Origin of the sequence: Streptomyces regalis (genome assembly GCF_001509475.1) — a bacterium.
In the GTDB taxonomy this organism is placed as follows: domain Bacteria; phylum Actinomycetota; class Actinomycetes; order Streptomycetales; family Streptomycetaceae; genus Streptomyces; species Streptomyces regalis.
This window is the reverse complement of record NZ_LLZG01000401.1, coordinates 12,139-31,710: the sequence shown is the minus strand read 5'-3', so window position 1 is coordinate 31,710 and position 19,572 is coordinate 12,139. Positions and strand designations below refer to the sequence as shown.

Below are 19,572 nucleotides of genomic sequence, written 5' to 3'. Positions count from 1 at the left end.
GGCTCCAGGCGTCACAGGTGGTAGGCGTACTCGGTGAACTCCCAGTCGGTGACATGCCGTTGGAAGCGTTCGACCTCGTTGCGCTTGTAGGTCAGGAAGGATGAGACGAAGCCCTTGCCGAGCAGATCGGTCAGGGCGGTGTCCGCCTCCAGCGCGTCCAGCGCGGCGGACAGGTCCGTGGGCAGCACGGCCGACCTGGACGTGTCGTAGCCGTAGCCCTCCAGCGGGGCCGGCGGCTCCTCACCGGCCTGAATGCCGAGCAGCGCGGCGGCGATCGTGCCGGCGACGAGGAGGTAGGGGTTGGCGCCGGCGTCCCCGAGGCGCAGTTCGAGTCGGGCCCCCGAGCCGCGCTCCGGCGGGATGCGGACCATGGCGCTGCGGTTGTCCAGCCCCCAGTCGATCAGCCAGGGCGCGAGGGTGTCGGGGCCGAAGCGTTTGTACGAGTTGACGGTCGGGTTGGCCAGCGCGGCGAGCGCGGGAGCGTGGGCGACGACTCCGGCGACGGCGTGCCGGGCGGTGGCCGAGAGGCCGTAGGCGCCCGCGGGGTCGTCGAAGGCGTTGCGGACCCCCTTCTCGTCGCCGTGCTCGTCGGAGTCGTCGCAGGACAGATGCAGATGGAAGCCCGATCCGCCCGCGTCCCCGAACGGCTTGGCCATGAAGGTGGCCAGCCGGCCCTCCTTGCGGGCCAGCTCCTTCACCGCGGCCTTGAAGCGGAACGAGCGGTCGGCCGCGTCCAGCGCGTCGGAGTGGGTCAGATTGATCTCGTACTGGCCGCCGTCGAACTCGTGGTTGCCGGTGATCACACCGATCCCGAGGTCACGCAGGTGGCGCAGGGTGCGCAGCAGATGGTTGTCGGGGTCGGCGCGCAGGCCGGCCGTGTAGACGGCGCCGGTGGTCTCCGGGGCGCGGCGCCATCCGGTGGGGGTGCCGGGGGCGGGCTCCAGCAGGAAGTACTCCAGCTCCGGGCCGACGACGGGACGCAGCCCCTGTTCGGCGCAGCGGGTCAGCACGGTGCGCAGCAGGTCGCGCGGTGACTCGGGGGCGGGGGCGCCGGTCGCCGGGTCGGTGACCTCGCCGAGGCAGGTGGCGACGCCGGGCTCCCAGGGCAGCGGGGCCAGGGTGGACAGGTCGGGGCGCACGGTGACGTCGGGCAGGCCGGCGTCGAGGCCGCCCGCGACGGGGACCACGTCGCCCTGCGGGCTGGTGTGGTAGACGGCCCGGCAGAAGGCCAGACCGTGTTCGCAGGCCGACGGCAGATGGTCCACCAGGACGTCACGGGCCCGGTCGGTGCCGATGAGGTCGGGATAGATCACCCGGACCACGTCCACGCCCTCGGCGGTGAGCCGCTCCATGTGCCGGCGGATATCTGGAATGTCGTGAGCGCTCACCGATGTCTCCTCGGGCGATGGGGAAGGTGGCGTGAGGACGACCTGAGCAGAGGGTGCGGGGTGGGGAGGCGCCACCCCGGGAGTCGTCGTTTGAACCCGAACGGTATGGACAGGATTCGCCGTCCCGCAAGAGGGCTGCCCCAAAAATTTATCCACCTGGACAGGTATTGACCAGGATCCCGCTGCTTCCTATGTTGTTTGAAGCCAAACGAGTAGGGGGTGCGGATCTCGCGCCCCTTTGGCCCAGGGGCCCGGCCGACAGGCAGGCCGGGCCCCGACCATCCCCTTCGCTCCCCGCTCCGACGCCCTCACTTCCAGGAGGACCGGCCATGAAGGTCGTAGTCGACATGAACAAGTGCCAGGACCACGGCCAGTGCGTCTTCGCGGCTCCTGACGTCTTCTCGATGGACGACGACGGACACCTGGTGTACGTCTCCGGCCCCGACGAGGCCCTCCGCGACGAGGTCGAGGAAGCCGCCGATGTCTGCCCGCTGCAGGCCATCCGGGTCGAGGACTGAGCCCCATGACCGGACGCATAGTTGTCGTCGGCGCCTCGATGGGCGGCCTGCGTGCGGCGGAGCAGCTGCGCGCGGCCGGCTGGACCGGCGCGATCACGGTCATCGGCGACGAGCCGCACATGCCGTACAACCGGCCTCCGCTGTCCAAGGGGGTCCTCGCGGGCAAGGCGCCCTTCGAGTCGCTGGCCTTCACCCCGAAGGCGGCCGCCGCCGATGTGGAGTGGCGGCTGGGTGCGAAGGTCGTCGAGGCGCGGCTGGCCGAGCGGACCGTCGAACTCGACGGCGGCGAGGCGTTGTCGTACGACGGTCTGGTCGTCGCCACCGGCACGCGACCCCGGCGGCTGGCGTGCCCCGGCCCGCTCACCGGTCGCCACACGGTCCGTACGCCGGCCGACGCCCAGGGCCTGCGGGACGAACTGACCCGGCCGGGCGTGCGCGTGGTCGTCGTCGGCGCCGGGTTCATCGGCTGCGAGGTCGCCGCCACCGCCGTAGGACTCGGGGTCCGCGAGGTGACCGTCGTCGACCCGCTGCCCCTGCCCATGGTCGGGCCGCTCGGCGAACTGCTCGGCCGCGCGCTGCTGAAGCGGCACGAGGAACGCGGGGTGCGCTTCGTGCTGGGCGCCGGGGTCACCGGGTTCGAGGGCGACGAACGGGTCACCGGCGTCGTGCTGGGTGACGGCACGGTGCTGCCCGCGGACGCGGTGGTCGAGTCCGTCGGTTCCGTCGCCAACGTCGAGTGGTTGGAGGGCAACGGCCTCGACCTGGCCGATGGGGTCCTCACCGACGGGCAGCTGCGGGTCGGCGGGCGTCCGGAGGTCGTGGCGGTGGGAGACGTGGCCCGCTTTCCCAATGCCCGCTACGACGGCGTGCCCCGCCGTGTCGAGCACTGGTCCATCCCGACCGACACCGCGAAACATGCCGCGAAAGTCCTGACCGGCGCGGCGTTGCCGCCGTTCGCGCCGCTGCCCACGTTCTGGAGCGACCAGCACGAGTTCCGGTTGCAGTCCTTCGGCGCCCCCGTGCTCGGCCTCGGTGACGTTCGCGTCCTGGACGGCGACGCGGAGGGCGATGTCCTGGTCGGCTACCACTCCGGCGGTCAGCTGGTCGGCGTCGTCGCGCTCGGTGGCCAGGCCGCCGCCATGGGCGCCGCCCGCTACCGCGCCCAGCTGCTGAAGCAGCCCGCCCTCACCGCGTAAGGAACCCCGCAAATGTCCAGTGTCCGTGGCTACTTCCACCCCAAGACGGCGACCGGCAGCTCGTCGCTGATCCCTTCCCCGCCATGGCGTTACTCCGGCGACCTGCTGACCGTCGAGTACCGCACCGATCCCGCCCGCGTGCGTGAACTGCTCCCCGATCCCCTGGAGTTGGCCGACGAGGAGCCCGGCGCGGTCGCGCTGATCTGGGCCGACTGGCAGTCCTGCTCCGCCTCCGGCGGCGAGCTGCTGGACCCCGTGCTCGCCCAGTACAAGGAGGCCTTCGCGGTCGTCCGCTGCAAGTACCGGGGGCGGACGTATTCGCGCTGCGTCTACATCTGGGTCGACAAGGACTTCGCGATCGCCCGTGGACTGCACCAGGGGTATCCGAAGAAGCTCGGGTCCATTCATCAGACGCGGCCCCATCCGTACGGGCCCGCTCCGCGGATCGAGGCCGGCGCCCGCTTCGGTGCGACTCTTGCCGCTGCCGACCGGCGGTTGGCGCAGGCCGTGGTGACGCTGCGGGAGCCGTCGGAGACGAACGGGTTCGTCAATGGGCATCCGATGGCCCACCACCGCTGGCTGCCTTCGATCGAGAAGGGCAAGGGATTGGCTCTCGATGAGCTGATCGAGTCTGGTGCGGCTTCCTTCGAGGGTGGTCAACCGTGGGTGGGTGACGCCGAGTTGGAGCTGTTCGAGGCGCCTACGGAGGAGCTTGCGCGGCTGGAGATCCGGGAGCCGATCGCCGCGTATTACCGGCAGGTCGGGGTGGTTTGGGATGGGGGGCGGCTGCTGGAGGTCGGTACGTCGGAAGCATCTGCCGAGTGATGTCGGTGGCTGGGTGCGCGTTTCGTCGTGGCTGGTCGCGCCCACACGGCGGAGCCGCATATCGATACAGCCCCGCGCCCCTGAGTATCTCCACTTCCCTTCGTTCCATTGGAGCCCTTCTCATGCCTGACAAAATCGTCGTCGCCGGTGTTTCCGTCGACACCCGGCACTGGATCGGTGGCCGGCGTGTCGCCTCCGGCGACACCTTCACCGATGCCTCGCCCATCGACGGAAGCGTTCTCGGTGAGATCGCCCGTGGCGGTCCCGCCGAAGCCCAGGCCGCCGTCGTCGCCGCTCGCGACGCCTTCCCCGCCTGGGCTGCCACCCCCCGCGCCGAACGCGCCCGCCTCCTCCACGCCATCGCCGACGGTGTCGAGAAGCGGCTGGAAGAGCTGGCCATCGTCGAGACCAACGACAATGGCGCCCTCCTGCGCTCGCACCGGCGCGGCGTCATGCCCCGCGTCGCCCACAACTTCCGCTTCTTCGCGGACTGGCTGCTGAAGCTGGACCACGAGGACTTCGAGACGCGCGGACACACGAACCACGTCAGCTGGGACCCCGCCGGCCCCTGTGTGCTGATCACGCCCTGGAACGCGCCCCTGATGCTGGCCACCTGGAAGGTCGCCCCGGCCCTCGCGGCGGGCAACACGGTCGTCCTGAAGCCCGCCGAGTGGTCCCCGCTGACCGCCTCCCTCCTCGCCGACATCGCGGCCGAGGCAGGGCTCCCCGCCGGTGTTCTCAACGTCGTCCAGGGCTACGGTGCCGAGATCGGCGATGCGCTCACCTCCCACCCGGACGTGCGCCGGATCAGCTTCACCGGCTCGGTGCCGACCGCCCGGCGGATCGCCGCCTCGGCCGCCGCCAACCTGACGCCTCTCAGCCTGGAACTCGGCGGCAAGTCACCCCTGTTGGTGTTCGCCGACGCCGACCTGGACCTCGCGGTCGACCTTGCCGTGGAGCAGTACGACAACGCCGGGCAGGTCTGCCTGGCCGCGACGCGCATCCTCGTCGAGGAGACGGTCGCCGCGGAGTTCACGCGCCGGTTCCTGGAGAAGGCCGCGACGCTCACGCAGGGCGACCCGCGTGACGAGGCCAGCGACATCGGGCCGAACATCCACCCGCGCCAGCTGGAGAAGATCGACGGCTTCGTCCAGCGGGCGATCGCGGCCGGGGCGCGTGCGATCGTCGGCGGGCACCGGGGGGACGGGCAGTACTACGCGCCGACCTTGCTCGCCGATGTCGCCCAGGACTCGGAGATCGTGCAGGAGGAGGTCTTCGGGCCGGTCCTGACCCTGCAGACCTTCGCCGACGAGGACGAAGCCGTACGGCTCGCCAACGACACCCGCTTCGGCCTCGCCGCCACCGTCGCCACCGGCGACACCCGGCGCGCCGAACGCGTCACCGCCCAGCTCGTCGCCGGCACCGTCTGGGTCAACTGCTTCTTCGTCCGCGACCTGCTGGCCCCCTTCGGCGGCTCACGCCAGTCCGGCGTCGGACGCGAGGGCGGCACCTGGAGCTTCGACTTCTACTGCGACCTGAAGAACACCGTGACCGCTCCGAAGGGATGGAACCAGGACCATGGGTGAGATCGTCGGGGCCGGGCTGCTCGCCCACGTCCCCACCATCGTGCTCCCGCAGGCCGACCGGCTGGAGCTCAACGAGGGCAAGGAGATCACCCTCGTCACCGGGCTCGAGCAGCTGCGCAGGGACGTCTTCGAGCGGGACGACTACGACACCGTCGTCGTTCTCGACTCCCACTGGGCGACCACCGTCGAGTTCGTCGTCACCGCGCAAGCGCGCCGCGCCGGTCTGTTCACCTCCGAGGAGCTGCCGCGCGGGATGTGCCGGATGCCGTACGACTTCCCGGGCGACCCCGAACTCGCCCGTAACGTCGAGAAGTTCGCGGACAAGCACGGCACCTGGATCACCGCCATCGACGACGACTACCTGCCGATCTACTACGCCACCATCAACCTCTGGAAGTTCCTGGGGGAGGGGCTGCCGGACAAGCGGTGGGTGACCATCGGGGTCTGCCAGACCGGGGACATGGAGGATCACCTGCGGCTCGGGCGGGCGCTGGCCGACGGGATCGCCGCCACACCGGGGCGACGGGTCCTGCTCATCGCCTCGGGCGCCCTGTCGCACACCTTCTGGCCGCTGCGTGAGCTGCGCGACCACGAGGCCGGCGACCCGGCGCACATCTTCACGCCCGAGGCCCGGGCGGCCGACCACGAGCGCATCGGATGGTTCAAGGAGGGCCGCCACGACAAGGTCCTCGACACCATGGACGAGTTCTGGAAGTACAAGCCCGAGGCGAAGTTCTTCCACTATCTGATGATGGCCGGCTCCCTCGGCGAGCAGGCCTGCGTCGCCAAGGGCCGGCAGTACGGCGAGTACGAGAACTCCATCGGCACGGGTCAGGTCCATCTGTGGTTCGACCGGCCCGCCGACGGCTGGACCGGCACCGGTCAGCCCTCACCGTCGTATCAGCGCACCCCGCACAGCCGCCCCCAGGAGGTCTGAGACATGGCTGCATTTTCTGAGTATCGCCGCATCCTCCTCGAGGGCGCCGCCGTCCAGGTCACCGTCGACGGCGACGAACTCGTCGCCGGGGACGGCCGCCGCGTCAAGATCGAGGACGCCCGGCACCTGCCCCCGGTGGTCCCCTCCAAGGTGATCGCCGTCCACCTCAACCACCGCAGCCGGGTGGACGAGTTCCGGATCGAGCTCCCGCAGACGCCTACGTACTTCCACAAGCCGACCTCCTCCCTCAACTCCCACAAGGGCGCCATCGTCCGCCCCGAGGGCTGCAATTGGCTCAACTACGAGGGCGAGGTCGCCATCGTGATCGGGAAGACCGCGCGGAACATCTCCCCGGCCGAGGCGGGGGAGTACATCGCCGGCTACACCGTCGCCAACGACTACGGGCTGCACGACTTCCGCGACACCGACGCCGGGTCGATGCTGCGAGTGAAGGGCTCGGACACTCTCTGCCCCCTTGGGCCGGGCCTGGTGACCGACTGGGACTTCCACGGCAAGCGGCTGCGGACGTACGTCAACGGCGAGGTCGTCCAGGACGGTTCGACGGACGAGATGAAGTGGGACATGCACTACCTCGTCGCCGACATCGCCCGCACCATCACCCTGTACCCGGGCGACGTGCTCCTGTCCGGTACGCCGGCCAACTCCCGGCCCGTGCAGCCCGGAGACGTCGTCGAGGTCGAGGTCGAGGGTCTCGGCCGGCTCACCAACCACATCGTCACCGGACCGACCCCGATCCGCACCGACGTCGGCGCCCAGCCCACCGAGTCCGAGGAGGTGCTGTCGACCGCGCTCGGCGGCGACTGGGAGTTCCGCGGCGTCCGCCCGCCCAAGCGTTGACCACGCAGGCGGCGGTGTCCGACCCGGCGGGTAAGGTCACGAACATGACCGCATCCGCCGAGGGTCCCGAGAGCCCCGAGGGCCGCAAGCCGCGCCGGCGCATGAACTACGGCGAGGGCCGGGAGGCGCTGCTGAACGCCGCGGTGCGGGTCGTGGCGCGGGGCGGGCTGCGCAAGCTCACCTACCGGGCGGTCGCGCAGGAGGCGGGCACCACGCACGGACTGGTCGTCCACCACTTCGGCTCGCGCGACGCGCTGATCGAGGAGGCCCTCGCCCACGCGATCCGCACCTCGCTCAGCACCAGCGCGCTCGAACCCGGCACCGGCAAGGTCGCCGACTTCTCGGTCGGGGTCTCGGACATGGTCACGGCCGACCCGGACATCCAGGCCTTCCAGTACGAGCTCCTGCTGGAAGCCCGGCGCCGACCGGAGCTGCTGCCGCAGATCCGCGCCCTGTACGACGACTACTTCGACGCCACCGAGCGCGAGCTGTTCCGCATGCTGCCCGACGGCGCCGGCCGCCCGCTGACCCGGCTGGTCTTCGCCGCCCTGGACGGGCTCGTACTGCACCAGCTCGTCTTCGGCGAGCCCCGGACCACCGACGCCGCGATCGAGGAGCTGCGGGGCCTGCTCCGACTGCTGGCGGCCGACGGTGACCAGGCACCGGAGAACGACGGCGTCGACCTGCCGGAGAACGGCAGCTGACCTGCGTTTTCCGGGACCCCGGGCACCTGTGGCCCGGGGTCTGTTCTCGTTGCCGTATCAAATCTCGGCACCGCCGTACCAAATCTTGCCCTCACCCCCTTGCCAAACGGATAGTTCCAGCCCACCATGAGGCAACTCGTTTGGCCTGAAACGAAGTCCTCTTCCCCAGGCAGGTGATCCGAGTGGACAGTCAGACGGCGGTCCGGAACCAGACCGCGCCCGACGCCTCCACCGCAGGCAAGCTCAAGCCCAACTCCCTCGGCGTGCTGGGCATCCTCTTCTTCGTCCTCTCCGCCCAGGCGCCGCTGACCGGCGTCGCGGGCGCCGCCCCCATCGCCGTAGCCATCGGGAACGGGGCCGCCGCCCCGGCCGCCTATCTCGCGGCCGGCCTGATCATCCTGCTGTTCTCGGTCGGCTTCGTCGCCATGGGCCGGCATGTCGTGGACGCCGGGGCCTTCTACCGGTACATCGGCAAGGGGCTCGGCAAAGACCTCGGCAACGGCAGTGCGGGGATCGCCCTCTTCGCGTACTGCGCGGTGCAGGCCGCCATGTACGGCCTGTACGGGGCGACCCTCAGCGGCCTGCTGGCGCACTACGCCGGGGCGGACGTGCCCTGGTGGGCGTGTGCCCTGGTCACCATGGCGATCGTGCAGGTCCTCGGCGCCCTCGGCATCGAGATGGGCGCGAAGGTGCTGGCCGTGTTCGTGCTGGCCGAGTTCAGCATCCTGGGCGCCTTCGCGGTCGTCACCCTCGTCAAGGGTGGCGGGCCCGAGGGGCTCGGGCTCGCGGACACGTTCTCGCCGGGCGCGGCCCTGGACGGGGCTCCGGGTGTGGCGTTGATGTTCGCCGTGGCGTCGATGATCGGCTTCGAGGCCACCGCGATCTACGGCGAGGAGGCCCGCGAGCCCCGCAGAACGGTGCCCCGGGCCACCTATCTCGCTGTCGTCCTCGTCACCGGCTTCTTCGCCTTCGCCTCCTGGATGGTGATCTCCTCCTACGGCGCCTCGAAGGCGACGGCGGCCGCCGGGCAGGCGCTGGAGAGCGGTGACTCGACGGTGTTCGTCTTCGGTCCGATCGCCGCCCAGTTCGGCGGCTGGGCCAACGACGTGCTGCCGATCCTGCTGGCCACCTCGCTCTTCGCCGGCATCCTCGCCTTCCACAACTCGGCCAACCGCTACCTGTTCTCGCTCAGTCGCGAGGGCCTCCTGCCGCGCAGGCTGTCGGCGGTCAACCGCCGGCACTCGCCCGGCACGGCGGGCTTCGTGCAAACGGCCATCGCCGTACTCCTGGTGATCCCGTTCGCGCTGGCCGGCAAGGACCCGGTGGTCACCCTGTTCTCGTGGGGGAGCGGGATCGCCGTGCTGGCGATCATGCTCCTGTACTTCCTGACCTCGGCCTCGGTCGTCGCCTTCTTCCGGCGCGAGCGCCTCGACACCCGGCCGTGGAACACGCTGATCGCCCCCGTGCTGGGGGCGCTGGGAATCGCCGGGGCCATCTGGCTGATCGTCGAGAACTTCACGACCCTCATCGGCGGGGACCGGACCACCGCCGTGTGGCTTCAGATGGCGGTTCCGGCCGTCCTGGTGCTGGGCGTCCTCGCCGGCCGGCTGACGCGCTCTGCCCGCGCGTAGTCCCTCACGCCACCCGGCCGGGCAACCGCCGGCCGGGTGGCGCCCGGCAACGGGCCGAACCCGGCCCATTTGGTTTGAAATCAATTTGGTTTGAAATTAAACGTTCTCTCGGAGGTCCCGCATGCTGGACGTCGCCCAAGAGGAGTGGCTGCGTCGCGCCAAGTCCCTGGAATTGTCCGGCGCCCATCACATCGACGGCGCCGACGAGCCGGGCGGGGGAGGGGCCTTCACGGCCGTCTCGCCCCGGGACGGCCAAGTGCTGGCGCAGGTCGCCGACGGGGGCGCCGCCGAGGTGGACGCGGCGGTCGCGGCCGCCCGCCGCGCCTTCGACGCCGGGCCGTGGCCGCGCCTCGCGCCCGCCGAGCGCGGCCGGGTGCTGTTGCGGATCGCCGACCTGCTTCAGGAGCAGCGCGCCGAACTGGCGCTGACCATCAGCCTGGAGATGGGCAAACCGATCACGGACGCGTACGACATCGAACTGCGCGCCGCCATCACCACCTTCCGCTGGTACGGCCAGCTCGCCGACAAGCTCACCGACGAGTCCCCGCACACCGCCCCCGACGCCCTGGCCCTCGTCACCCGCGAACCGGCCGGTGTCGTCGGCGCCGTCGTGCCCTGGAACTTCCCCCTGACGCTGGCGGGTTGGAAGGTCGCCCCGGCGCTCGCGGCCGGCTGCACGGTCGTACTGAAGCCGTCCGAGAGCTCCCCCCTGTCCGCCCTTCTGCTCGGCCGCCTGGCCACCGAGGCGGGGCTGCCACCCGGGGTGCTCAACGTCGTGAACGGCAACGGTCCCGTCGCCGGGCGGGCCCTCGGACTCCACCCCGACGTCGACGTCCTGGCCTTCACCGGGTCCACCGCCGTGGGCCGCCACTTCCTGCACTATGCGGCCGACTCCAACCTCAAGCGCGTCTGGCTGGAGCTGGGCGGCAAATCGCCCAACATCATCCTGCCGGACGCCCCCGACCTGGAGCAGGCCGCCGCCACCGCCGCATGGGGCATCTTCTTCAACCAGGGCGAGATGTGCACGGCCCCCTCCCGGCTGCTGGTGCACTCCTCGATCGCCGACCAGGTCACCGAGGCGATCGTCCGGCGGGCCCAGGAGCTGCGGGTCGGTGACCCCCTCGATCCGGCCACCGAGATGGGCGCCCTGGTCGGCGAGGACCACCTGGGGCGGGTGCAGGACCACATCGCCACGGGCCTGGCCGAGGGCGCCCGCCTGCTCACGGGCGGCTCCCGCACCCTCACCGAGACCGGCGGCAGCTTCCTGCAGCCGACCGTCTTCGCTCACGTGGACCCTGGGATGCGGCTCGCCCGCGAGGAGATCTTCGGCCCCGTCCTGTCCGTCCTCGCCTTCGACGACCTCGACGAGGCGGTACGACTGGCCAACGCGACCGAGTACGGTCTCGCCGCCGGCCTGTGGACCTCCGACCTCTCCACCGCCCACCGCGTCTCCCGCGCTCTGAAAGCCGGCACGGTCTGGGTCAACTGCTACGAGGAGGGCGACCTGACCGTCCCCTTCGGCGGCATGAAGCAGTCCGGGAACGGCCGCGACAAGTCCGCCCACGCCCTGGAGAAGTACACCGAGCTCAAGACCACCTGGATCCAGCTGTGACCCGCCCGCTGATCGCCGTTCCCGCCCGCTTCTGCGCCACCACCTCCGCCCTCCGGTACGCGGCCGAGGTCAACGCCCGCGCGCTGATCGAGGCGGTGTGGCGAGCGGGCGGCGAACCGGCGAGCATCCACCCGGCCGACCCTGCCGACGCCGACGTGGCGGAGCGGCTCGCCCGCTTCGACGGCGTCCTGCTCCCCGGCGGCGGCGACCTCGCCCCGCACCGCTACGGCGCTGACGGCATCCACGACACCGTCTACGACGTCGACGACCTCCAGGACGCCTCCGACCTCGAAGTCGCCCGGCGGACTCTGGATCTGGGCATCCCCCTGCTGGCGATCTGCCGGGGCCTGCAGGTCGTGAACGTAGCCCTCGGCGGCACCCTGGAACAGGACATGGGCGGCCCCGAGCGCGAACACCGGCACCTAGTGCACCCGGTGCCGATCCGGCCCGGCACCCTGCTGGAACAGGCCACCGGCGCCGAGAAGGCGGAGGCCTCCTGCTACCACCACCAGCGCGTCGACCGCCTCGGCACAGGACTCACGGTCACCGCGCGCGCCGCCGACGGGACGGTGGAAGGGGTCGAACTCCCGGGCGCGGAAGGGTGGTTCACGGCCGTGCAGTGGCACCCCGAGGACACCGCGCACCGGGATCCGGCAGAGCAGGGCCTCTTCGACGCCCTGGTGCGGGCCGCACGCGAGCGTCGCTGAACAGGCGGGCGTGGCTCAGGCCTTCGGTCGGCGTCCGCTGCGCCGCGGTGCCGGCTCGGCCCCGTCGAGAAGGGCGAGCCGGCGCTCCTCGCCCTGCTCCTCGACCTGGAGCACCACCCGGCGCAGCCCCTCCGCGACGCTCCGGCACTCCTGGTCGCTGAGCCGCCCGGCGACGAAGGCCTCCTCGTCGTTGAAGGCCGGGAACAGGCGCCGCATCAGCGCCTCCCCTTCCTCGGTCAGGCTGAGCAGCACCAGCCTGCCGTCGGTCGGGTGCCCGGCCCGCTTCATCAGCCCCCGCCCCTCCAGCGTCCGCGACACGCCGGTGAGCGTCCCCTTGGAGATCCCGGCCTCCTCCGCGACATGCCGGGTCTCCGACTCGCCCCACACCCAGACCACCCAGAGCACCACGAACGCCGTCCAGGTCAGATCGGCCCCGCGCAACACGGAGTTCTCCAGGTGCTGGCGGACGGTCGAGGCCGCGCGGTAGATGTTGGCGACCACGGCCATCTGCTCCCGGTGCAGCGGGATACCACCGAGCTTGGCCTCGGCCAGCTTCTCGGCTTCGGTGATCGATCGTTGGCCGGGCATGGCACACTCCTTCGCCGCGGGCGAGTCGAACAGCGGTGTCGTTCGGGTTCAAATTGTACGAAGGGTCAGTCGCTGCCCGACCCGCGGGCGGCTCACTCCTTCCAGTCCAGCTGATGCGCGGGCGTCCCCACCGACGTCCCGTACGCGACCACCTCGGCACGGCCCGCCCCGTCACCGCGCCGGTAGCGGAACACCTTCCCGGCGAAGACGACCACACGATCGTCCCCGGCGACGAAGTCGACGTACCAGCCGTTCTCGGGCTCGAGCGCCGCCGCGAACGCCTCCGCGAGCGCCGTGACGTCCTCGCCGTCGCTCTCCCACTCGACGAACGTCCACAGTCCGGGCTGGCCCTCGGCCGCACTCGCCGAGACGTCGACCCGGCTGACCTTGCGCAGCCTGAGGCCCCGCGACTGGAACTCGGCGCCGGGGCGAAGGCTCTCGCCGATGAGGTATCCGGTGATCACTTGCTGTCTCCCTTGAGGTCGTGGGGATGCCTGCGGGAGACGCTACGACCGTATGACTGCGCGTGGGCAGATGACGGCACGTCAACTCGCCGACGAGCTGGAGGTGTCGGTCCGGACCGTCTACCGGACCTGAAGGCGCTCGCCGCCGCCGGCGTGCCGGTCGTGGCCAGCGGCGGCCCCGGTGCGTCCACATCGACGAGGCGAGCCTGGACCAACTCCCCGTCACCGCCCACCCGTCCCACCCGTGTCATGATCAGGACCATGCCGCTTGAGATCGTCCCCGCCGATGTCTCGGACCTCCATCAGGTGCTGGAGAACCACGCCCGTTACTGGGGCGAGCGCGACCTGCGCGCGCTCCATCAGCCGGTGCTGGTGCGGGAGTTCGGCGCCACCTGTCTCATCGCACGTGCCGAGGACGGCATCCGCGGATATGTCATCGGCTTCGTCACCCCCGACCACACCGGATACGTCCACCTCATCGCCACCCGGGACGACACCCGCGGCACCGGCCTGGGGCGCCGCCTCTACACGGAGTTCACCGATGCGGCCCGAGGCCAGGGAGCGGTCCGCCTCAAGGCGATCACCTCGGTCGGCAACAAGGGCTCCATCGCCTTCCACCGCAGCCTCGGCTTCGACGCGCGCGTGGAGGAGGACTACGACGGTCCCGGTCGGCCGATGGTGGTCTTCACCCGGGAGCTGTAGCCGGCGCGTGGCCGGACACGCCGGCGTGGCCGAAGACGTCGCCCTCCCCCGAAGGCGGCGTCTCCGGCCACTTCCCCCGGCGCCGGACTGTGGACTTGTCGCGTCCGTGCGCGTCAGCAAAGCCGTGCTGTCACCAGCACATGACCGCGGTCTCCCCGGAACCCCAGTTGGCATACAGACGCACTCGGACGAAATAGCGGCGGCCCTTGACGAGGCGGGCCTTGACGAGGGCGTTGTGCGGTGTGCCGCCGTCGTCCTCGGCGGTGAGGTAACGGGGCTCGCCGTCCCGTTCCTCGAAGAGCACGACGACGGTGTCGCTGTCGCCGAAGGTGCCGAAGGTGTACTCGCGGGTCTCCGGCGGCTCGACGACGAAGTCGGCCTGCTCGGCCGGGCCGAGCCGCAGCGGTACCGAGCGGAACGGCACCAGTTCCCGCGGCCCGGGCGTCTCGGCCGGCGGGTACCAGCGCAGGACGAACTCCTTGTCGGCGTCGGAGAGCACGCCCGGCGGGTTCAGGCCCGCGCGGAACTGCTCCGGCTCCAGGATCAGCCCGCCCGAGAAGGGGTACTCCATGATCGAGTGCGGGTCCCAGACGGAGCCGTTGACCTCGTCCGGATCGAGCTTGCGCAGGATGTTGAAGAACGTCTTGTCCCGGCTCCAGAAGTTCGGCGGGCCCGCCAGATCGGCGAACACGGCCTCGTCGTCCCAGTGGATGCTGGCGAACGGGCTCTGGTGCTCGTGCAGCATGCCGAGCGCGTGCCCGATCTCGTGCAGGGCCGTCGCGCGCTCCCCGGGCACGGTCAGGTCCCAGCCGAAGTTCATCGTGCGATCGTTGAGGCCCACCCGGAGCGAGTCCTTGCCCACGTTCGACCAGGAGCCGTCGCCCAGCTGGAACCCGATGCGCAGCTCGGCCTCCGACCGGTCGCGCACCTCCACGAACGACAGCCCGATGCCGAGGCCCTGCCACTCCTGGAAGCACTCGCGCACGACGTCCTGCTGTTCCTTGCCGCCGACCCACGACACGCGCCGGGCCCGGCCGGTCTCCGGATCGGGGATCACGGATCCGTCGGAGTCCCGGTCGAAGAAGTAGTAGTGCAGCACGGTGCCGTTGACCCACATCCGACGCCCGCTGATGAGCGCACTGAGCCGCTCGGCGGCCAGCCCCGGTGCGAAGGCGGGCGCCGACTGCTGCGCGAGGGAGCAGTAGCGGGCGGTCATGCCGAACAGGTTGCCGTCGGCCCGCCACGGGCGCCTGAGTCGAGGGCTACTCAAGTCCCCGTGTATCAAGTGTGAGTCACCGCGCTCCTATTGCCGTGATGACTTTCGAACGGGACGCGAAGACCCTGGAACTGCCCTGGCCGTTCACCGGCCGGGAGAACGAACTCGAACTGGTCCGTGGGTCTTTGACCGCCGGTCGGCACGGCATCGTGATCACGGGACCGGCGGGCTGCGGCAAGACCCGGCTCGTCACCGAGGCCGTCCGCGGCACCGGCTGGGCCAGGGTGGCCGGCACCCCCGAGACCCGCCGGATCCGCTTCGCCGCGTTCGCGCACCTCGTGCCCGAGACGGCCTCCCTGCACGGCGCGTTCCAGCACCTGTCCGGCGTACGACTGCTCCTGGTCGACGACGCGCACCTGCTCGACGACGCCTCGGCCGCCCTCGTCCACCAGCTGGCCGTGCACGGACGCACCCGTCTCCTGGTCGTCACCACCGACGGTGCCCCGGCCCCGGGCGCGATCTCCCGGCTGTGGACCGGCGAACTCCTGCCCCGCCTCACCCTGGAGCCACTGCCCCGCGAGGAGACCGCCGAACTGCTGGCGGGCGGAGCCGGGGGCGGCCTGGAGCCGCTCACCGTGAACCGGCTGCACCGCCTGTGCCAGGGGGACCTGCGGCTGCTGCGCGACCTGGTGGGCGCCGTACGCGAACGCGGGCTGCTCGGCCGGGTCCCCGACTCGGACGAGTGGGCGTGGCGCGGCCCGGTGCCGGTCACCGCGACGGTACGGGAACGCACGGCCCACGTCCTCGACCGCACCTGCCCCGAAGAGCGCGAGACCCTCGAACGCCTCGCCTTCGCCGAGCCGTTGCCCCTGGACCTGGACGAACTCCACCTTCGTGCCCTGGAACACCTCGAGGCCGACTCCCTGGTCCACGTCGACGACCAGGGCGCCGTCCGCCTCGCCCACCCCCTGCACGGCCCGGTGCTGCGGGCCGTGGCCGGCAGGCTGCGGGCGAGGCGGCTGTCCCGGACGCCCGAGCAGTGCGGGCCCGCCCTCGACGCCGAGCGGGCCGCGCTGGCCGGCCGGATCGAGCGGGCGGACGTACGGGCGATGCCGACGCCGGTGGGGGAGTGGCTGGTCGCGGAGGGCGCGCCGGTGCCGACCGGGTACGCGGCCGTACGCGCCCGGTTCGCGCGGCTGCGCGGCGAGCTGCGGGAGGCGGCGGCGTGGGCGCGGGAGGGGCTGGGTGACGGCGGTGACGATCCGACCTGCCGACTCGAACTCGCCCTCGCCGCAGCGCAGTCGGGCGACATGCCGACCGCGCACAAGATCCTGGGTGGCCGCCCCCACGGGGGTGGGGCGGTCACCCGGCTGGCAACGGCCCGCGGCGATGCCGACGGGGACGTCGAGGCGCTCACCGGCGATGCGTACGACGCGGTCCGCCTCGGCGCCCCCGAGCCTGCCGCGGGCCGCCTGACCGGCATCTTCGCCGCGCACGCCGACGCGCTCGCCCGCGGCGACGGCCCCGCGCTCGACCAGGTGGCCGAAGAGCTGGAGGAGCGCGGCTTCCTGCTGTTCGCGGCCGAGGCGCACGCCCAGGCCGTACGGGCCCACCGCGACCCGCGCGCCGCCCGCACCGCACGCACGCGTGCCGTCGCCCTGGCCCGCCGCTGCCAGGGCGCCCGCACCCCGGCGCTGTCCGGCCTGGTGCTGGGCGAACTGACCGCCCGGCAACGGCAGATCGTCACCCTCGCGGCCACGGGGCTGAGCAACCGGCAGATCGCCGAGAAGCTCACCCTGTCCGTCCGCACGGTCGGCAACCACCTCTACAGCGCCTACGCCCGCCTCGGCGCCAGCGACCGCGGCGCACTGCCGTGGCTGGTGGAACTACCGGACGCGCAACCGGCGTAAGCCGTCCTCGAGGGACGCCCAGCGCCGCGTCAGGCCGCACCGAACGCCGAGAACGCCCACCCCGTCGCCTGGTGCAGCGCGTCGCCCGGCAGCGCCGCCCGGGCGTCGCGCAGCGCCTCCGCCAAGGAGAGCCCCTCGCTGAGCCCCTTGTGCAGCGCGAGCATCAGCGGCACCACCGCGGCGTCGTTGACGGGTGCCGTGCACGCCACCACCCCAGCCGTGCCCAGCGGCAGCAGCGCGGTGACCAGGCCGAGCAGTTCGTCGGCGCCGACGGAGGCGAACCGGGCGGTGTCGCAGCAGGAGAGGATGATCCGGTAAGGGCTGCGGTCCAGGCGTTCGAAGTCGTGGACGATGAGTGGCCCGTCGGCCATCCGCAGCGACGAGAACAGGGGGCTGTCCGCGCGGAACGTGCCATGGGCGGCGATATGGGCGAGCGCGGCGCCGTCGAGCTCCTCCAGTACGCGCGGCACGCGCGCGTCGGCGTGCTCCAGGACGACCGCACCGCCGTACCGTCCGGCCAGGTGGGGCACCTCCGCGCCGCCGGTCGCCAGACCCGGCCCGCGCACCAGCACAGGGCGCCCGCCCGGCGGCGGCTCGGTCTCCCGGGCGCGCAGCCAACTGCTCGCCGAGGGCGACACGCTGAGCACACGGTCCCGCAGCGACGGCAGCAGCGCCCACGGCACACGGTGCAGCCGGGCCGGCGGTACGACCACCACGGGGCCGTCGCCCAGATGCGCCGCCGCCGGACCGAGCAGCAGCTCCTCCAGGCGCCGCCCCGCCGCCTCCACCACCGGCAGCCGCCCCTCCGCACCCGGGTGCGCCAGCCGCCGCAGCCCGGCCTGGACGTGCTCGGCCTCGGTCTCCGCCTCCGCCAGCAGCCCGGCCTCGAACCGCCGCACCCGCCCCTGCCCGCACAACAGCACCTGAACCCGCCCGTCCAGCACGGCGAGTTCGGCCAGCCGTACGTCGTCGCCCAGCCGCTGAAGCAGCCTGGCCGGGTCGAAGCGGTGGCCGTCGCCCGGCGTGTCGCCGCGCAGGTGCAGGGTCCGGGAGCGTATCTCCCGCTCCAGGCGCCGCTGTTCACGCTCCAGCGCCGGAACCGGGCGGGCCTCGCTGCGGGCCTCCTCGGCGCGCGCCGCGATCTCCCGGAACGCCGTCAGGTCGCTCTGGAGCTCCGGATCGGCCGGCGGCCGGGTCGGCGGCGTCGACAGCGCGGTGGCCCGCCAGCGCTCGCTCCACACCAGCAGCCGGCGCGGGCTGCCGGAGTCGAGGCTGGCCTGCTGGGCCAGCGCGGCGAGCTCGGCGCCCTGCGCGCTGGCGCGGGCGCGCAACTCCGAGGCGCCCAGCGTCATCCGGTGCGCGTCGAGGACGTCCAGGCCGCGCCGGCAGGCCTCCAGGACGCCGCGCCCCGACCCGGCCGCCTGCGCCCGCAGCGCCTGTGCCGCCCAGCCCGTCATCCGCGCCAGCGGCGGCCCGCTGCGCCTGCTGCGGGCGGCGACGGCCAGATGCTGCTCGGCGTCGGCCTGCCAGCCCAGCGCGAGCGCCATCCGGCCCGCGAGCAGCGAGGCCTCCGGCGCGGCGGGCGCGCCGAAGGAGGCCAGCCGTTCGGCGACCGCCGCCGTGTCGGCCACCAGCCGGCCCGAACTGCGCCCGGCGGCGACCCGCGCCTCGATCAGCACCAGCCGGGCATGCGTCTCCCACCACATGCGCCGCTGCCCGGCGAACAGCCGTACGGCCATGTCGGCGCGCGCGATCGCCGTGTGCGCGTCGCCCGCCAGCCGGGCGGCACGCGCGGCGGCCAGCAGCAGTTCGGCCTTGCGGGTGGACTGGCCGCCGATGCCGTCGAGCACGGAGATCGCCGCGTCCGCCTCGGCCAGCGCCTCCGGGGCCAGCCCGGCGGCCATCAGCACCTCGCAGCGGCGGATGTTCAGCATGAACGTCGGCGTGCCGAGCTTGGCGTAGCGCTCCTCGGCGTCGTCGAGCAGCCGCAGCGCCGCCGGGATGTCGCCCGACCGGAACGCCGCGAGCCCCCGGCTCTCCACCGCGTCGGCCTTGTCGTGCTCCTGGCCGGTGGTGTCCCACAGCGCCTCGGCCGCCGTGAAGTCGGCATCCGCACGGTCCATCGCGCCGAGCGCCAGATGCACGGTCGCGCGCAAAGTGAGCGCCCGCGCCGTCCAGATCACATCGTCCACCTGCCGCAGCACGGGTATCGCCCTGCGTACGTCCTCCAGCGCCTCCCGGTGGTGGCCCAGGACCCAGCGGGCGTAGGCCCGCCGGTACAGCACCCGCGCGCGCGTGTGTCCGCTCCCGCGCTCGATCCCGCGCTCCAGCGCGGCCAGCCCCTGCTGAGTGCGCCCCGCGTGCACCAACGCGACCCCGAGCGCGGCCAGGGCGTCCGCCTCCCGGTCGGCCGACTCCGCGCGTGCCGCGAGATCCCGGGCACGCCGCAGGTGATGCAGGGCGATGCGCATGTCGCCCCAGTCCCGCTGCCAGATGCCGATCACCTGGTGGGCGACGGAGGCGTGCCACGGCGACGGATCGGCGTCGAGCACTCCTTCCGCCCTCGCCAGCGCGTCGTTCGGGGCGGCGAACACCATCGGCAGCAGTTCGAGAACCGAGTCGCTTCCCGCTGTCACTCCACGGATGGTAGTTGCCTCGGAACCGTGCCACACAGGTTTGGCGCTGTATCAATCAGCGACCGTACGGCTCTGACTGACGACCGTCGCCTCA

17 protein-coding genes and 1 pseudogene are annotated in these 19,572 nt (G+C 72.1%); 13 read left to right on the top strand and 5 right to left on the bottom strand.

The features are described from left to right. Positions 1 to 11 precede the first annotated feature (11 nt). Complete coding sequence (locus tag ADL12_RS43590) at positions 12 to 1,352, bottom strand: glutamine synthetase family protein (protein WP_425265215.1); 1,341 nt, start codon at positions 1,350 to 1,352, stop codon at positions 12 to 14. Between the two features lie 365 nt (positions 1,353 to 1,717). On the opposite strand from ADL12_RS43590, the gene ADL12_RS43585 reads away from it, so the two are divergent. From ADL12_RS43585 to ADL12_RS43540, 10 genes are all read left to right on the top strand, one after another. Further along, entirely contained in the window at positions 1,718 to 1,906 is a 189-nt protein-coding gene (locus tag ADL12_RS43585; protein WP_062713919.1) for a ferredoxin, read from the top strand. 5 nt (positions 1,907 to 1,911) lie between these two features. Next, complete coding sequence (locus ADL12_RS43580; RefSeq protein WP_062713917.1) at positions 1,912 to 3,102, top strand: NAD(P)/FAD-dependent oxidoreductase; 1,191 nt, start codon at positions 1,912 to 1,914, stop codon at positions 3,100 to 3,102. Positions 3,103 to 3,114: 12 nt separating this feature from the next. Continuing rightward, the gene (locus ADL12_RS43575; RefSeq protein WP_062713915.1) at positions 3,115 to 3,927 is read left to right on the top strand and encodes an acetoacetate decarboxylase family protein; all 813 of its coding nucleotides are present in this window, start codon (positions 3,115 to 3,117) and stop codon (positions 3,925 to 3,927) included. A 122-nt stretch (positions 3,928 to 4,049) separates the two neighbouring features. Then, positions 4,050 to 5,513 (top strand): aldehyde dehydrogenase, encoded by a 1,464-nt coding sequence (locus ADL12_RS43570; protein WP_062713913.1) that lies wholly within the window; start codon positions 4,050 to 4,052, stop codon positions 5,511 to 5,513. Beyond that, positions 5,506 to 6,450, top strand: coding sequence for a 3,4-dihydroxyphenylacetate 2,3-dioxygenase (locus ADL12_RS43565; protein ID WP_062713911.1), 945 nt, complete (start codon positions 5,506 to 5,508; stop codon positions 6,448 to 6,450). Before ADL12_RS43570 ends, ADL12_RS43565 begins: the two co-directional genes overlap by 8 nt. Positions 6,451 to 6,453: 3 nt before the next feature. After that, complete coding sequence (locus ADL12_RS43560) at positions 6,454 to 7,308, top strand: fumarylacetoacetate hydrolase family protein (protein WP_062713910.1); 855 nt, start codon at positions 6,454 to 6,456, stop codon at positions 7,306 to 7,308. Between the two features lie 44 nt (positions 7,309 to 7,352). After that, entirely contained in the window at positions 7,353 to 8,012 is a 660-nt protein-coding gene (locus tag ADL12_RS43555) for a TetR/AcrR family transcriptional regulator (protein WP_062713943.1), read from the top strand. Positions 8,013 to 8,194: 182 nt separating this feature from the next. Continuing rightward, complete coding sequence (locus ADL12_RS43550) at positions 8,195 to 9,643, top strand: APC family permease (protein ID WP_062713908.1); 1,449 nt, start codon at positions 8,195 to 8,197, stop codon at positions 9,641 to 9,643. A 121-nt stretch (positions 9,644 to 9,764) separates the two neighbouring features. Then, positions 9,765 to 11,255, top strand: coding sequence for an aldehyde dehydrogenase (locus ADL12_RS43545; protein WP_062713906.1), 1,491 nt, complete (start codon positions 9,765 to 9,767; stop codon positions 11,253 to 11,255). Next, a complete protein-coding gene (locus ADL12_RS43540; protein WP_062713904.1) occupies positions 11,252 to 11,962 on the top strand; it encodes a gamma-glutamyl-gamma-aminobutyrate hydrolase family protein in 711 nt (236 codons plus the stop codon). Before ADL12_RS43545 ends, ADL12_RS43540 begins: the two co-directional genes overlap by 4 nt. 15 nt (positions 11,963 to 11,977) lie before the next feature. On the opposite strand, the gene ADL12_RS43535 is transcribed toward ADL12_RS43540, so the two are convergent. Both ADL12_RS43535 and ADL12_RS43530 read right to left on the bottom strand, forming a co-directional pair. Continuing rightward, a complete protein-coding gene (locus tag ADL12_RS43535; RefSeq protein ID WP_062713902.1) occupies positions 11,978 to 12,550 on the bottom strand; it encodes a MarR family winged helix-turn-helix transcriptional regulator in 573 nt (190 codons plus the stop codon). 92 nt (positions 12,551 to 12,642) lie between these two features. Then, the gene (locus ADL12_RS43530; RefSeq protein WP_062713900.1) at positions 12,643 to 13,014 is read right to left on the bottom strand and encodes a hypothetical protein; all 372 of its coding nucleotides are present in this window, start codon (positions 13,012 to 13,014) and stop codon (positions 12,643 to 12,645) included. Positions 13,015 to 13,066: 52 nt separating this feature from the next. On the opposite strand from ADL12_RS43530, the pseudogene ADL12_RS51980 reads away from it, so the two are divergent. Both ADL12_RS51980 and ADL12_RS43525 read left to right on the top strand, forming a co-directional pair. Beyond that, a pseudogene (locus tag ADL12_RS51980) lies at positions 13,067 to 13,194 on the top strand (helix-turn-helix domain-containing protein); the annotation flags it as partial. A gap of 69 nt (positions 13,195 to 13,263) precedes the next feature. Beyond that, on the top strand, positions 13,264 to 13,716 hold the full coding sequence (locus ADL12_RS43525; RefSeq protein ID WP_425265214.1) for a GNAT family N-acetyltransferase: 453 nt from the start codon (positions 13,264 to 13,266) through the stop codon (positions 13,714 to 13,716). Positions 13,717 to 13,846: 130 nt separating this feature from the next. Here ADL12_RS43525 and absR1 read toward each other — a convergent pair whose 3' ends face one another. Next, on the bottom strand, positions 13,847 to 14,932 hold the full coding sequence (gene absR1, locus ADL12_RS43520; RefSeq protein WP_062713896.1) for a beta-glucuronidase AbsR1: 1,086 nt from the start codon (positions 14,930 to 14,932) through the stop codon (positions 13,847 to 13,849). A 98-nt stretch (positions 14,933 to 15,030) separates the two neighbouring features. On the opposite strand from absR1, the gene ADL12_RS43515 reads away from it, so the two are divergent. Next, positions 15,031 to 16,842, top strand: a complete 1,812-nt coding sequence (locus ADL12_RS43515) for a LuxR family transcriptional regulator AbsR2 (RefSeq protein ID WP_062713893.1) — start codon at positions 15,031 to 15,033, stop codon at positions 16,840 to 16,842. Between the two features lie 29 nt (positions 16,843 to 16,871). Here the strand turns inward: ADL12_RS43515 and ADL12_RS43510 are convergent, their stop codons facing one another. Then, on the bottom strand, positions 16,872 to 19,439 hold the full coding sequence (locus ADL12_RS43510; RefSeq protein ID WP_062713941.1) for a CHAT domain-containing protein: 2,568 nt from the start codon (positions 19,437 to 19,439) through the stop codon (positions 16,872 to 16,874). Positions 19,440 to 19,572: the final 133 nt, after the last annotated feature.

Bases quoted from the DNA above. Each gene is read 5' to 3' on its own strand.
- ADL12_RS43590 (WP_425265215.1), bottom strand. From the start codon at position 1,352: ATGGAGCGGCTCACCGCCGAGGGCGTGGACGTGGTCCGGGTGATCTAT.
- ADL12_RS43585 (WP_062713919.1), top strand. From the start codon at position 1,718: ATGAAGGTCGTAGTCGACATGAACAAGTGCCAGGACCACGGCCAGTGC.
- ADL12_RS43580 (WP_062713917.1), top strand. From the start codon at position 1,912: ATGACCGGACGCATAGTTGTCGTCGGCGCCTCGATGGGCGGCCTGCGT.
- ADL12_RS43575 (WP_062713915.1), top strand. From the start codon at position 3,115: ATGTCCAGTGTCCGTGGCTACTTCCACCCCAAGACGGCGACCGGCAGC.
- ADL12_RS43570 (WP_062713913.1), top strand. From the start codon at position 4,050: ATGCCTGACAAAATCGTCGTCGCCGGTGTTTCCGTCGACACCCGGCAC.
- ADL12_RS43565 (WP_062713911.1), top strand. From the start codon at position 5,506: ATGGGTGAGATCGTCGGGGCCGGGCTGCTCGCCCACGTCCCCACCATC.
- ADL12_RS43560 (WP_062713910.1), top strand. From the start codon at position 6,454: ATGGCTGCATTTTCTGAGTATCGCCGCATCCTCCTCGAGGGCGCCGCC.
- ADL12_RS43555 (WP_062713943.1), top strand. From the start codon at position 7,353: ATGACCGCATCCGCCGAGGGTCCCGAGAGCCCCGAGGGCCGCAAGCCG.
- ADL12_RS43545 (WP_062713906.1), top strand. From the start codon at position 9,765: ATGCTGGACGTCGCCCAAGAGGAGTGGCTGCGTCGCGCCAAGTCCCTG.
- ADL12_RS43535 (WP_062713902.1), bottom strand. From the start codon at position 12,550: ATGCCCGGCCAACGATCGATCACCGAAGCCGAGAAGCTGGCCGAGGCC.
- ADL12_RS43525 (WP_425265214.1), top strand. From the start codon at position 13,264: ATGATCAGGACCATGCCGCTTGAGATCGTCCCCGCCGATGTCTCGGAC.
- absR1 (WP_062713896.1), bottom strand. From the start codon at position 14,932: ATGACCGCCCGCTACTGCTCCCTCGCGCAGCAGTCGGCGCCCGCCTTC.
- ADL12_RS43515 (WP_062713893.1), top strand. From the start codon at position 15,031: ATGACTTTCGAACGGGACGCGAAGACCCTGGAACTGCCCTGGCCGTTC.
- ADL12_RS43510 (WP_062713941.1), bottom strand. From the start codon at position 19,439: ATGGTGTTCGCCGCCCCGAACGACGCGCTGGCGAGGGCGGAAGGAGTG.